The sequence below is a fragment of the Candidatus Accumulibacter contiguus genome (assembly GCF_036625285.1).
GTDB classification, from domain to species: Bacteria; Pseudomonadota; Gammaproteobacteria; order Burkholderiales; family Rhodocyclaceae; genus Accumulibacter; species Accumulibacter contiguus.
On record NZ_JAZKUC010000001.1, the window covers coordinates 2976918 to 2990321 of the forward strand.

Consider the following 13404-nt stretch of genomic DNA (forward strand, 5'->3'; position numbering starts at 1 on the left):
CGGTCGTGCATCGCATTGATCGCCGATAAGAGCGTGAGTCTATCGCAAATCAGGCAACGCCCGCCTCGGCTTTCGCCGCCGCTTCGGCGGCGGCACGGCCGGCGGCGAAGGCGTGTCGGTTGAGTTCGACGAGTTCGGCTTTCTTGCGTGCGAAACGCTTGAGGATGCAGTGTTCGAGGACTTCGGCCGGAAAGGGCAGGTGGTCCGAGATGGCGCCGAGCATGACCGTATTGCCGAGCCGGATATCGCCGAGTTCCTGAGCAATCTGTGAGGCGTCGAAGGAGAAGACCTGCGTGCCGGCGGCGCGCATCGAGGCCACCGGGTCATCCGGATAGTCGTAGAGACCAAGCTCGACGATCGGTGGCACCAGACGGCCGGTGTTCATCAGTACCAGACCTTTGGGACGCAGCATGTGCCGCCAGCGCATCGCTTCGGCGGCCTCGAAACCCAGCAGCACGTCGGCGGTGCCGGGCGTGATCTGCGGCGACAGCACCTTCGCACCAAAACGCAGGTGCGACGAGACCACGCCGCCACGCTGTGCCATGCCGGCCACTTCAGTTTTCTTGACATCATGGCCGAGAGCGATCGCCGCCTCGGCGAGGATCTCGGTGGCGGTCATCACGCCCTGGCCGCCGGTGCCGACAACGAGAATGTTGGTGGTGTCGAATCGGCCTGTTTCAGACATCTTGCGTGTTCCTCGCAAGCTCGGCGCTCTTCCTGATCACCTTGATCGGCATCGCCAGCGTATCGACATGCACGATCGCGTCAGGTGCACAGGGCTTGAGGCACAGGCCGCAGCCGGTACAGGCGGCACTCTCGATGCGCACGAAAGCGAGATCGACTTCGCGTCCGCTGGCTTTCCGGACCCGCTCGCGACGCGTGACATGGATCGCCGGGCAACCGACATCGACACAGTTGCCGCAACCGGTGCACCGCTCATCAAGCACCCGGTACGGCTTGAGTGCGTGGTAGTCCTTGATCAGCACACAGGGCTGGTTGGTGATGATCACCGACGGCTCGGGGATTTTCGTCTCTTCACGCAGGGTGCGCAGCAGCACCGGCAGTTCGTAGGCGTCCAGCACATGCACCCGTTCCGGACGCACCCCGAGTGCCCTGACCAGATTGGCGAAATCGACGCGTGGCGCTTCCTTGCCGTGAATGTCGCGGCCGCTGCCGGGATTGTCCTGACCGCCAGTCATGCCGACGGCGCGGTTGTCGAGCAACAGGACGGTGACGTTGCCGCGGTTGTAGACGATGTCCAGCAGCCCCTGCATGCCCATGTGCAGGAAGGTCGAATCGCCGATCACGGCAACGATTTTCTTGTCCTTCTCGGCGTCACTGCGCCCCTTGTCGAGGCCCAGCGCCATGCCCATCGAAGCGCCCATCGAGATACAGGCGTCGAGTGCATTCCACGGCTGTCCGAAGCCGAGTGTGTAGCAGCCGATGTCGCCCGAGATGGTGACATTGCGCAACTGCGAGAGCGTGTAGTAGACGCCCAGATGCGGACAGGCGACGCACATGGTCGGCGGACGCGGAAAAACCGCCATCGGCGCGGTTCGAGCGAGTTCGGGCAAGGCTTCGCCGAGCAGGCCGGCGATTGCCGGCTTGAGCACCTGCGGCGACAGTTCGCCGGACAACGGCAGCAGGTCCTTGCCCGTGACGGTGAAGCCCTGCGCCTTGAGTTCGGTCTCGATCAAGGGCTCGACCTCTTCGACAACCACCAGCAACTCGCACTGTTCGGCAAACTTGCGCAGGCGATCGAAGGGCAGCGGGAAAGAGAAACCGAGCTTGCAGACCGGTGCATCAGGGAAGCTCTCGCGCACATGCATGTAGGCCGGGCCGGAGGTGATAAAACCGACGCGGCGATCAGGGCCCGATTCGACGACGTTGAGTTCGGAAATCTCGGCGGCGGCACGCAGCCGGCGTTCGCGCTCGAACATCAGCGGCAGACGCCGCCCGGCAGCGCTCGGCACCATCACCCAGCGGCTGACGTCCTTGGTGAACCCGGCGACCGCACGTTCGCTGCGCGCACCGATGCGAACCAGTCCCTTGACGTGACAGATACGGGTCGTCAGACGCAGGATCACTGGCACCTCGAAGCGCTCCGAGAGTTCGAAGGCAGCCAGCGTGAAGTCATGCGCTTCCTGCGAATCCGCCGGTTCGAGCAGGGGCAGATGTGCAAAACGGCCCCAGTAGCGCGAATCCTGCTCGTTCTGCGACGACGAAAGGCCGACGTCGTCGGCGATCGCGATCACCAGTCCACCGGCGACGCCGGTCAGGGTCATCGTCATCAGCGCGTCGGAAGCGACGTTCATGCCCACATGCTTCATCGCACAGAAGCCGCGCGAACCGGCCATGGTGGCGCCGAAAGCCACTTCGAGAGAAACCTTCTCGTTGACCGACCATTCGGTGTAGATGTCCGGATAGGTCGCCACACATTCGAGCATTTCGGTCGCGGGCGTTCCCGGATAGGCCGCTGCCACCCGTACCCCGGCCTCCCACACGGCCCGTGCCACCGCCTCGTTGCCTGACATCAGAAGCCGGCTGGCTGCTGCCACGGGCGGGGTTGACATCACACCTGCGGTCATTGCTTCTCCTTGCACGGAAAAAAGTCCCGAGAAAAACCTGGACCTTAGCGGCTCAAGGGTTCGGGCGAGTTGACGCAGGTCAACTTCATGATCAGGATTGACAGCAGCTGCCCAAGCTGGGCATACTCGGGCGAGATCCAGCGGATACCCGATTCCCAGGTTTACCCAAGCGATCGACAGGGCCGCTGGGATCCTGCTTGATTAACCCGGCACTCGGATGTGCCAATCAAACGGAAGTGAATTTCGCATGCGATTTTTCAGTTCTATCGTCATGCTTCTTCTGAGTCTCATGTCTGCGAGCACCCGCGCCAACATTTATGGCTACATTGACGAGCAAGGAGCGGCGCATTTTGCCACCGAAAAAATAGACTCGCGCTATCAGCTATTCCTGCGCGGCAAGCACTTCGATGCGTCGGAATCCCCGCCGATCGGCCCGGCAAAACCCGAACTATTGCGCTATCTGTCGCAACATCCCAACCTGAAGAAGTTTGAGCCCTTGCTGAAAGTGGCGAGCAATGAATTTGCTGTCGAAGCTGCCCTGCTCAAGGCAGTCATGGCGGCAGAATCGGGTTTCAATCCTGGCGCGATTTCCCCTAAAGGCGCCATTGGTTTGATGCAGGTCATGCCGGCAACAGCCGAACGCTACGGTTTGCAGGGCGACAAGAATAAAACCATTGAACAGAAACTGAGCGACCCGGAAACCAATATCCGCCTGGGCGCACGCTATCTGCGCGACCTCCACCGAATGTTCCCCAATCAGCAGGACCTGGTGCTCGCTTCCTACAATGCCGGCGAAGGTGCGGTGCAACAATACAAGAACCAGGTTCCACCATATCCTGAAACGCGCAATTACGTGCAACTGGTCACGCAAATCTACCAGTTGTATCAACCCAAGGCAGCAACCAAAAAACCGGAAGCCGGCGTATTTTCTGGCTTCGGGCACAACGCCAGGCGCCTGTACCTGACGATTCCGGGGCGCCGCAACATGCCATCACCGGCAGTCACAAGTATCGAGTAGTTGCGGATTTCTGAGCAGGAAGTTTTGGCTCCAGTTCGCATCAGGACAGCAGGCTGCAGGCTGCAGCCACACCGGCCAGGTAAGTCGAATCCTGCTGCAGACCAGCCCAGCCGACAGCGGGGTTGGTCGGCAAAAGACGCCCGACACGCTGAGCCCGCAGCGGATCGCTTGGTGGCTGCCAGCTCGCCAGAAGTTCGCCGACCGCATCCGGCGAATTGCACACCAGCAGCAGGTCGCAGCCGGCATCCCAGGCCGCCATACAGCGCTCGATGATGCCGCCGGCGACACTGGCGCCGGCCATCGACAGATCGTCACTGAAAATGACGCCGTCGAAGCCGAGATCATTGCGCAGCAGGCCTGTCCAGAAATGCGAGAAACCCGCCGGCCGTGGGTCCAGCCAGCGATAGATGACGTGCGCCGGCATCACCGCGTCGAGTTCGAGCCGGCGATAGGGTTCGAGGTCAGGCGCCAGTTCTTCGAACCGGCGCTCGTCGATCGGCAGATCAACGTGCGAATCGGCCTCGACCCAGCCATGACCCGGAAAGTGCTTGCCGCAGGCGGCCATGCCGGCGCGGTGCAGGCCTTCGATCAGCGCGCCGGCCAGTGGCACCACTGCGGCCGGGTCGGCGTGCAGCGAACGGTCGCCGATGACGCTGCTGCGTCCCCAGTCGAGATCGAGTACCGGCGTGAATGACAGGTCGACACCGCGCGCGCGCAGTTCGGCGGCGAGGACATAGCCGACGCCGCGTGCCGCGTGCAGCGCCGCCTGCGGGTCGCGGTCCCACAGCTCGCCGAGACGACGCATCGCCGGCAGGCGCGTGAAACCGTCACGGCAGCGTTGCACCCGGCCCCCTTCATGGTCGATGGCAATCGGCAGGGGCGGCGAGCGCAAGGCATGCACGGCGGCCGTGAGTTGCTCGAGCTGCTGCGGCGACGCGTAGTTGCGCGCGAACAGAATCAGGCCACCGACCAACGGGTGGCACAGACGCTCGCGTTCGAGAGCGGACAAGTGCAGCCCGGCAATGTCGATCATCAGCGGGCCGAGCGGGAGAGTTCTGCTGGTATTCATTGCTGTTCCATGATCACGAAAGCGACGGCGAAGTCATGCTCGTCACTGATCGTGAGGTGCGCGACGAGTCGGCGCTGTGCAAGGTGGGCGGCGAGCGGCGCCGCGTACTCGAACAGCGGCCGGCCCAGCGAATCGTGGACGACGCCGATACTCGGCAAGCTGGCGGGTGCAACCAGTCCGATGCCCAGCGCTTTGCCAAATGCCTCCTTGGCCGCAAAGCGCTTGGCAAGGAACCGGGCCGGATCGCGGACGCCGGCAAACTCGGCACGTTCCCTTGGCGAAAGCAGTTTCGCCAGTGCGCGCTGACCGTGCTGCTCGTACAGCCTGCCGAGGCGGGCAACGGCAACAATGTCGGTGCCGATTCCGGCAATCATGGCCGGGAGGGCCGGGCCAGCGACCGGGCCTGTGCCTCGCGCAGCAGGCGTTTCATTTCACCCACTGCTTCGCGCAGGCCGACGAAGATGGCGCGGCTGATGATCGCGTGCCCGATATGCAGTTCGCGGATGCCTGCGAGTTGCGCGACCGGTTGCACGTTGAAGTAGTTGAGTGCATGGCCGGCGTTGAAACGCATGCCGAGTTGACGCGCAGCTTCTCCGGCAAAGCGAATTTTTTCGAGTTCGGCAAGCACGGCGAGGCTTTCGGCGTCGCGCCCTTGCGTATAAAAGGCGTGCGCATAAGGACCGGTGTGTATTTCGCAGACGCGCGCGCCGATGCGTGCAGCGGCTTGTACCTGTGTCGGATCGGCATCGATGAACACACTGCTGACGATGCCGGCATCGCTGAGGCGGGCCACCGACTCGGCAAGCCTGGCTTCCTGAGCAACGATGTCGAGCCCGCCTTCGGTGGTTACTTCATGGCGACCCTCGGGTACCAGCATCGCCATTTGCGGCTTGATTCGGCAGGCAATCGCGACCATCTCGTCGGTCGCTGCCATTTCGAGGTTGAGCTTGATCTGCGCCAGGTCGCGCAGTTTCTCGACATCGGCATCCTGGATGTGTCGCCGGTCCTCGCGCAGGTGGATGGTGATGCCATCAGCACCGCCGAGGTGCGCTTCGACAGCCGCCCACACCGGATCGGGCTCGTAGGTGCAGCGTGCCTGCCGAATCGTCGCCACATGGTCAATATTTACGCCAAGTTCGATCATAGTTCGTGTAGCTCCCTGAAAATTCTGCGACTGGCGAGACTCTTGCCATCGGTGTAATGATTGATCAGTGTGCGCATCAGTTGTTTGGCTTCGGCCAGCGAGCGCGGATCGGAGAAATCCTCGTGCGCCAGATCGAGCAGCGTCCTGCCGCTGACTGCCCGCAGCGAACTGCCGGATCCCGGTAGTCGCACCGGACCACGCTCGATCTCGTAGACATAATGCGCATCGACGTCGACCGCGATGCCGGTCGCATCGGTTTCAAGGGTCAGGCCATAACCGAGTTCCTGCAGCAGCGCCCGCTCAAAGCAGCGCAGGTCGGACTCCTGTGTGCCGTTGGCAAAGCGCTGCAGGGTCTCGGCATAGACCAGGAAAAGTCGGGCATGCGCATCCTCGCGCGGTAACAGGTGCATCAACAGCTCGTTCAGGTAATAGCCGCAGAACAGCGACTTGCCTGCCAGCAACGGCTGCCCGCCCTGCCACTCGGCCTTGATCAGCGTTTGCACCTCGCCACGACCTGCCCAACCGAGTTCGAGCGGCTGAAATGCCTGCAGGACGCCGCGCAGGGCCGAGCGTGGCCGGCGCGCGCCGCGTGCCAGGAGAGCGACACGACCATGGTCGCGCGAAAAGACATCGACGATCAAGCTGGTCTCGCTGTACGGATAGGCGTGCAGTACGAAAGCCGGCTGGGCATCGACCTTGTGCCGCTGCGTCACTTCTCTACTCGTTCGTCGGCACGCGTGCGCGCGCTAGTCGTAGCCAAGCGTCTTGAGCATTCGCTCATCGTCGGCCCAACCTGACTTGACCTTGACAAAGACTTCGAGAAACACCTGACCATCGAACATCCGCTGCATGTCCTGGCGCGCCTCGGAGGCAATGCGTTTGATGATTTCGCCACCACTACCGATGATGATCGACTTGTGCCCCTCGCGCTCGACCAGGATGGCGGCGCTGATGCGCCGCAAGGCGCCATCGACGACGAACTTTTCGATCTCGACGGCGGCGGCATAGGGCAATTCGTCGCCGATCAGGCGAAAGAGCTTTTCGCGGATGTACTCGGCAGCCAGGAATCTTTCGCTGCGATCGGTGATTTCATCCTCGCCGTACAGCAAGTCGGTATTCGGCAAATGCTTGCGCGTCTCACCGAGCAGGACTTCCATCTGCGAGCCGCGCATCGCGCTGACCGGAACGATCGCCGTGAACTCGCCTTCGCCGGCGAGACGAGCAAGGTACGGAAGGAGTTGCATCTTGTCCGGCAACTGATCGATCTTGTTCACCACGATGATCACCGGGCACTCATTCGGTATGAGCTGGCGTACCACCCGGTCGCGATCGTCATAGCGCCCGGCCTCGACAACGAACAGGACGACGTCGACCTCGGCCAGCGCCTGTCGAACGCCACGATTCATCGCCCGATTCAGTGCATTGCCATAACGGGTCTGGAAACCCGGTGTATCGATAAAAACGTACTGCGCATCCGACCTGGTGAGGATGCCCAGGATGCGGTGGCGAGTGGTCTGCGCCCGTCGCGAGACAATGCTGAGCTTCTCGCCAATCAGCTGGTTGAGCAAGGTCGACTTGCCGACGTTGGGGCGGCCGACAATGGCAATCTGTCCGCTGCGAATTTCGCTCATGCCGGTCATGATCGCGGCTGCCGAGAAAAGTCATGAGCGCTTTCCAGGCTTTCCAGCGCACGTTCAGCGGCCATTTGTTCGGCTGCCCGGCGACTGCCGCCGCGGCCCTCGGTGCGAAGGTGCAGGGATTCGATCACACAGGCCACCCGGAACTGCTGTGCATGCGCCTCGCCTTCGGTGCCGGCCAGCGAGTACTGTGGCAAGGCCAGCCGGGCGCCCTGGAGATATTCCTGCAAGCGCGTTTTGGCATCCTTGATTCCCTGTCCGGAAGTCAGTCGATCCAGCACGCCGGCATAAACACGGACGATCACCCGGCCAGCGACGTCGAAACCGGCATCCAGCCACAGCGCGCCAAACAGCGCTTCGAGGGCATCGGCCAGAATGGATGGCCTTTGCTGTCCGCCGCTCTTCTGCTCCCCCTCGCCAAGACGCAGAAAGTCCCCCAGCGAGAGCGCCAAAGCAAGCTGGTGCAGGCTGTCCTGGCGCACCAGATTGGCTCGCAGTCGCGAGAGATCGCCTTCGGGAAGCCGCGGAAAGCGCTCGAACAGGCAGTGCGCAATGACGGCATTGAGAATCGCATCGCCAAGGAACTCGAGTCGCTCATTGTGCGGTGAAGTGAAACTGCGATGTGTCAGCGCCAGTTGCAGCAGATCTCGATCCCGGAAAGTATGGCCGAGCGCCTGTTCGAGACGGAAAGCGGTCATTGCGAAGAGCCGCGCCCCGACGAGGAACCGCGAAAATCGATCAGCAGACTGACATTGCCAGCCAGCGGAATCCGCTTCTCGTAGGCAAAGGCAATGACCACCTGGTTGTCTTCCTTGAATATGTCGAGATCCGCCGGGGTGAGGGTCTTGATATGCTCGATTTCTGCATACTTGCCGAAAGCCTGCCGCAGTTCGGGCACCGTCTTGCCATTGGAACCTGCAGCCACCGCCTTGACCGCCTGCCGGATCTTGTAATAATCCATGAATTCCGGAAGCACCCGGATCGCGAGAATCGCCACCAAAGCAATCAACACGCCCCAGCCCACCAGACTCGAAAGGGCCACACCACGCTGACGATTCATAGCCACAACTCCTTACCTGAACGATCCGATCCTTTTGAGATCACTGAAATTCAACCAGATGAAAAAAGCCTTCCCGACGATGTTCTGGTCCGGAACGAAACCCCAATAACGGCTATCACGGCTGTTGTCGCGATTGTCGCCCATCACGAAATACTGACCCGGCGGTACCTTGCAGATTACTCCCTGCGCGTTGTAGGAACAATCCTGACGATTGGCAAACTGTGCCGGACCCTGAACATAGGGCGGGGCATCCTCATCGTTGAGCGTTCGATGCTCCGTGCTGTCCAGCTTCTCGATGAATTGCCGCGAATAGTACAGGCGCTCTGCGTGCAGATAATCGTCGGTGCGCGTGCTTGGCACCGGTTGTCCGTTGATCGTCAGCTTCTTGTTCTGGTAAGCGATGCTGTCACCGGGAACGCCGACCACCCGCTTGATGTAGTCGAGCGACGGATCCTCGGGATAGCGAAAGACCATCACGTCACCACGTTGCGGGTTGTTGATGTCGATGATCTTGCGGTTGAGCACCGGCAGGCGAATGCCATAGGTGAACTTGTTGACAAGAATGAAATCGCCAACCTGCAGGGTCGGAATCATCGATCCCGAGGGTATCTTGAACGGTTCGACGAGAAACGAACGCAGCACGAAAACCACCAGGATCACCGGGAAGAAACTAGCCCCGTACTCGACCCACCACGGATCCTTGGCGTTGGCCGGGCGGCGCTTGCGCAGGACAAAAGCATCGGCCGCCCAGATCGCGCCGCTGACCAGCAACAGGACAAACAGGATCAGCGCAAAATTCACTCCATCACTCCTTTACCTGGCTTTACTTGCCAACACGCAACACAGCAAGGAAAGCCTCCTGTGGAATCTCGACCGACCCGACCTGTTTCATGCGTTTCTTGCCTGCCTTCTGCTTTTCGAGCAGCTTCTTCTTGCGCGAAATGTCGCCACCGTAACATTTGGCCAGCACATCCTTGCGCATTGCCTTGACATTCTCGCGGGCGATGATGTTGGCGCCGATGGCGGCCTGAATGGCGACGTCGTACATCTGACGCGGAATCAGTTCGCGCATCTTGGCCGCCAGTTCGCGACCGCGATAGACCGAGTTGGCGCGGTGCAGGATCACTGACAGGGCGTCGACACGCTCGCTATTGATCAGTACATCCAGCCTGACCACGTCGGCCGCACGATATTCCTTGAATTCGTAGTCCAGCGAAGCGTAGCCGCGCGAGACGGACTTCAGGCGGTCGAAGAAATCCATCACCACTTCGGCCATCGGCATTTCGTAGACCAGTTGCACCTGCCGGCCGTGATAGCTCATGTCGATCTGGTTGCCGCGCTTCTGATTGCACAGAGTAATGACATTGCCCAGATATTCCTGCGGAACGAATAGCGTGGTGGTGATGATCGGTTCGCGGATCTCCTCGATCTTCGACAGTTCGGGCAGCTTGGCCGGGTTTTCGACATTGACCAGGTTGCCATCACGCAGCAGGACTTCATAGACGACGGTCGGTGCGGTGGTGATCAGGTCCTGATCGAACTCGCGTTCGAGACGCTCCTGGACGATCTCCATGTGCAACAGCCCGAGGAAACCGCAGCGAAAACCGAAACCGAGGGCTTGCGAGACCTCGGGTTCGTAGCGCAGCGACGCGTCGTTGAGCTTCAGCTTCTCCAGCGATTCGCGCAGCGACTCATACTGGTTCGATTCCACCGGATACAGCCCGGCGAATACCTGCGACTTGATTTCCTTGAAGCCCGGCAAGGCCTGGCTCGCCGGTCGTTCGAGCAGCGTCACCGTATCGCCGACCTTGGTGGCCTGCAGTTCCTTGATCCCCGAGATGACGTACCCGACTTCGCCAGCGCGCAGGGCGTCGCGGGATACCGCCTTGGGAGTAAACACTCCGACCTGTTCGCAGAGGTGCGTTGAGCCGGCAGCCATCAGACGAATCCTGTCCTTGGGTCGTAGCGTGCCATCAAAGACCCGTACCAGCATCACCACACCCACATAATTGTCGAACCAGGCATCCACCAGCAAGGCCTTGAGTGGTGCATCGGGATCGCCTTGGGGCGCGGGAATGCGTTCGATGATCGCTTCCAGGATGTCCTCGACGCCGAAGCCGGTCTTGGCCGAGGCCAGCACGGCTTCGGAAGCGTCGAGGCCGATCACGTCCTCGATCTCCTGGCGCGCCTGGTCAGGCATCGCCGACGGCAGATCGACCTTGTTCAGTACAGGCACGACATCGACGCCGAGTTCGATGGCCGTATAGCAGTTGGCGACAGTCTGCGCCTCGACTCCCTGTGACGCATCGACCACCAGCAAAGCTCCCTCGCAGGCGGACAGCGAACGCGACACCTCATAGGAAAAGTCAACATGTCCAGGCGTATCGATCAGGTTCAGGTTGTAGACTTCGCCGCTGCGCGCCCGGTATTGCAGGGCAGCGGTCTGCGCCTTGATGGTGATGCCGCGTTCGCGCTCGATGTCCATCGAGTCGAGCACCTGCGCTTCCATCTCGCGATCGGAAAGACCGCCGCAAAGATGAATGATGCGGTCGGCGAGCGTCGATTTCCCGTGATCGATATGCGCGATGATGGAAAAATTGCGGATGTGTTGCATGTGCATTAGACTTGTATCAAGCGAACCAAAATGGTATCATTAATCATCATAACCGCCTGATTAACAAGCAATTTTTGTAGCAATTCGTGTCAGCTTGCATCGCTGTAGCTCAACATTATGCGGGTAGGACTGCGGGTATGTTGGCAGGTGCTGTAAAAATCTACCCGCTTTTTCTTCTCAAGCCTTGAATTCGTTGGTGTTTCAGCGATCCTTTGCCTACCCACACCCTCTCCGGAGTCCCTATGCTGACCGATACCCAGATAAGGAACATCAAGCCAGAAGCAAGACCCGTCAAACTGACAGACGGGGGCGGATTATACCTTGAAGTGACCCCATCAGGCGGCAAGCATTGGCGCTACCGCTTCCGACTCGGCGGCAAGGAAAGCCTGTTCGTCATCGGCGAGTACCCGCAAGTCAAGGCTGCCGACGCCCGGCGACGCAGAGACGATGCCCGTCAGTTGGTCAAGCAGGGCATAAACCCCACCCACCAGCGCAAGCTCGAAGAAACCACCCGAAAGTATGAGCGGGCGACGACGTTTGAGGCCGTAGCCGCCGAATGGTATGGAGCGAAATCGGGCGCATGGTCCGTGGGCTACGCGGGGCATGTCGATACCATCCTGAAAAAGGACATCAATCCCCGCATCGGTGCTCTCCCGATCAAGGACATCAAGACGCCGATCATTCACGAGGTGCTGCGCAAAATCGAAGCACGCCAGGCCCCAACACGTGCCATTCTCGCCCGTCAGATCATCGGCAGCGTGTTCAAGCTCGCCATCATCACGCATCGCGCCGAGTACAACGTGGTTGACCCGCTCAAGGGAGAAATTGCACGCCGTGTCGTTGAACACCGCAAGCACTTGAGGGATGACGACCTGCCCGACTTCCTGCGCAAGCTGGAGGACTACTCAGGGCACCAGACCACGGCCATTGCCCTCAAGCTGCTGATGCTGACCGCCGTGCGGCCAGGCGAGTTGTGCGGCGCCCCCTGGAGAGAATTCAATATCGACAGGGCAGAGTGGCGCATTCCTGCGGCGCGCATGAAGATGAACGAAGAGCATGTCGTGCCGCTTTCCCGGCAGGCGCTGGAGCTTCTCAAACAACTGCGCGACCTCACCGGCCATGCAGAGTACCTTTTCCCGACGCAGGGCACCAAGTCGCAAACCATGCCGACCGCCACACTGCGCAACGCGGTTACGAAGCTCGGTTATTCTGATCGGTTCAGCCCCCACGGTGCGCGGGGCACTTTTTCCACCATGTGCAACGAGGCTGGGTTCAGGCCGGACGTGATAGAACGGCAACTCGCCCACGCGGAAAGAAACTCGGTTCGGGCAAGCTACAACCAGGCGGAGTACATGCCCGAACGCCGGCAGATGATGCAGCAGTGGGCGGACAAGCTCGATTCGCTCAAAGTAGGAGCACAGGTTATTCCGTTCGGGAAGGTGGCCTGATGGTTCTGTATCGTAGAAAACTACCAAAGCCCTTGGCAGTAGACACGCCACAGATACGGGCCGCGATCAATCTTGTCCACGCTGTTGAGAGCGGACAGAACCCGGACGGCGAGACGCTGCAAGTTCTCCACGACGCTTTCCGGGAAATCTTCGGTGGCAAGCATCCGACCGAGATATTCGGACAACCGCTGGGTCTAGTCTCACCTAAAGGCCGACCGAAGGGTTACGGCTTCACTCCCGCTGACATCGTGAGCGCATATATCGAGCTACGCCGGAGGCAACTTGAACCGACCCACCCAACAAACGCACTTGAAACTGCCAAACTTGACGCTGCCAGTGCCTTTGTTGAGTTTGGCGGTGCAGTCGATGCGGCGAGGGCTATTGATCGGGACTGGGCTGCTGGGCGAGGGCTTGTAGCTGCACTAAGCGACGGCGACTTACACAAAATAATTGCGCCGTACAAGTGCGATGCGGCGGGACAAATAATACGCAAATAGCGTCACCTGACTACGCTTGACCAACAAGGCATCATCCAACCATACCGAATCAACGGTGCTCAGGTCGGAGAAGACGATGCCAAGTAACACCACCCCCGAAACCAGGAAAGCCGCCAAGGCAGCCAAACTGGCCGAACAGCTTAAGCTGTTTGAATCCCTTCCCCCATATGCCCTAGTCGCTCTCCCAGTCGTGTGCGCCATCACTGGGCGCTCTCCTGCTTCTGTCTGGCGAGACGTAAAGGCCGGCCGTTGTCCTGCTCCTGTAAAGGCGGGGCCGCGCTCTACGAGGTGGCGTGTCGGCGACCTTCGCGCAGCCTGACCATCCGGGC

Annotated in this window: 14 protein-coding genes; 3 read left to right on the forward strand and 11 right to left on the reverse strand. The window is 60.6% G+C overall.

The window, feature by feature from the left end; translation table 11 throughout:
• Positions 1-49: 49 nt before the first annotated feature.
• Both V5B59_RS14345 and V5B59_RS14350 read right to left on the reverse strand, forming a co-directional pair.
• On the reverse strand, positions 50-685 hold the full coding sequence (locus tag V5B59_RS14345) for an indolepyruvate oxidoreductase subunit beta (protein ID WP_169071823.1): 636 nt from the start codon (positions 683-685) through the stop codon (positions 50-52).
• Entirely contained in the window at positions 678-2588 is a 1911-nt protein-coding gene (locus V5B59_RS14350; RefSeq protein WP_169071824.1) for a thiamine pyrophosphate-dependent enzyme, read from the reverse strand. Before V5B59_RS14350 ends, V5B59_RS14345 begins: the two co-directional genes overlap by 8 nt.
• A gap of 247 nt (positions 2589-2835) precedes the next feature.
• Between V5B59_RS14350 and V5B59_RS14355 the strand changes: the two genes are divergently transcribed.
• Positions 2836-3606: a lytic transglycosylase domain-containing protein gene (locus V5B59_RS14355; protein ID WP_169071825.1), complete on the forward strand. Its 771-nt coding sequence runs from the start codon at positions 2836-2838 to the stop codon at positions 3604-3606.
• A gap of 40 nt (positions 3607-3646) precedes the next feature.
• Here V5B59_RS14355 and nagZ read toward each other — a convergent pair whose 3' ends face one another.
• Genes nagZ through lepA form a run of 9 tightly spaced genes read right to left on the reverse strand, consistent with a single transcriptional unit; the run spans position 3647 to position 11130 of the window.
• Positions 3647-4675 (reverse strand): beta-N-acetylhexosaminidase, encoded by a 1029-nt coding sequence (nagZ, locus tag V5B59_RS14360; protein WP_211203518.1) that lies wholly within the window; start codon positions 4673-4675, stop codon positions 3647-3649.
• Entirely contained in the window at positions 4672-5049 is a 378-nt protein-coding gene (gene acpS / locus V5B59_RS14365; RefSeq protein ID WP_034910844.1) for a holo-ACP synthase, read from the reverse strand. The genes nagZ and acpS overlap by 4 nt, the downstream gene beginning before the upstream one ends.
• Positions 5046-5819, reverse strand: coding sequence for a pyridoxine 5'-phosphate synthase (locus tag V5B59_RS14370; RefSeq protein ID WP_034910841.1), 774 nt, complete (start codon positions 5817-5819; stop codon positions 5046-5048). Before V5B59_RS14370 ends, acpS begins: the two co-directional genes overlap by 4 nt.
• The gene (gene recO, locus V5B59_RS14375) at positions 5816-6532 is read right to left on the reverse strand and encodes a DNA repair protein RecO (RefSeq protein ID WP_034910840.1); all 717 of its coding nucleotides are present in this window, start codon (positions 6530-6532) and stop codon (positions 5816-5818) included. Before recO ends, V5B59_RS14370 begins: the two co-directional genes overlap by 4 nt.
• Before the next feature lie 33 nt (positions 6533-6565).
• On the reverse strand, positions 6566-7450 hold the full coding sequence (era, locus tag V5B59_RS14380; protein WP_169071826.1) for a GTPase Era: 885 nt from the start codon (positions 7448-7450) through the stop codon (positions 6566-6568).
• 5 nt (positions 7451-7455) lie between these two features.
• A complete protein-coding gene (gene rnc, locus V5B59_RS14385; RefSeq protein WP_169071827.1) occupies positions 7456-8154 on the reverse strand; it encodes a ribonuclease III in 699 nt (232 codons plus the stop codon).
• Positions 8151-8516, reverse strand: a complete 366-nt coding sequence (locus tag V5B59_RS14390; protein ID WP_034910833.1) for a DUF4845 domain-containing protein — start codon at positions 8514-8516, stop codon at positions 8151-8153. Before V5B59_RS14390 ends, rnc begins: the two co-directional genes overlap by 4 nt.
• 12 nt (positions 8517-8528) lie before the next feature.
• Positions 8529-9317, reverse strand: coding sequence for a signal peptidase I (lepB, locus tag V5B59_RS14395; RefSeq protein ID WP_169071828.1), 789 nt, complete (start codon positions 9315-9317; stop codon positions 8529-8531).
• 22 nt (positions 9318-9339) lie between these two features.
• The gene (lepA, locus tag V5B59_RS14400) at positions 9340-11130 is read right to left on the reverse strand and encodes a translation elongation factor 4 (RefSeq protein WP_169071837.1); all 1791 of its coding nucleotides are present in this window, start codon (positions 11128-11130) and stop codon (positions 9340-9342) included.
• Between the two features lie 242 nt (positions 11131-11372).
• Here lepA and V5B59_RS14405 point away from each other — a divergent pair, with 242 nt between their 5' ends.
• Positions 11373-12578, forward strand: coding sequence for a tyrosine-type recombinase/integrase (locus tag V5B59_RS14405; RefSeq protein ID WP_332351981.1), 1206 nt, complete (start codon positions 11373-11375; stop codon positions 12576-12578).
• Positions 12578-13075, forward strand: a complete 498-nt coding sequence (locus V5B59_RS14410; protein WP_169071830.1) for a hypothetical protein — start codon at positions 12578-12580, stop codon at positions 13073-13075. The genes V5B59_RS14405 and V5B59_RS14410 overlap by 1 nt, the downstream gene beginning before the upstream one ends.
• Positions 13076-13404 lie beyond the last annotated feature (329 nt).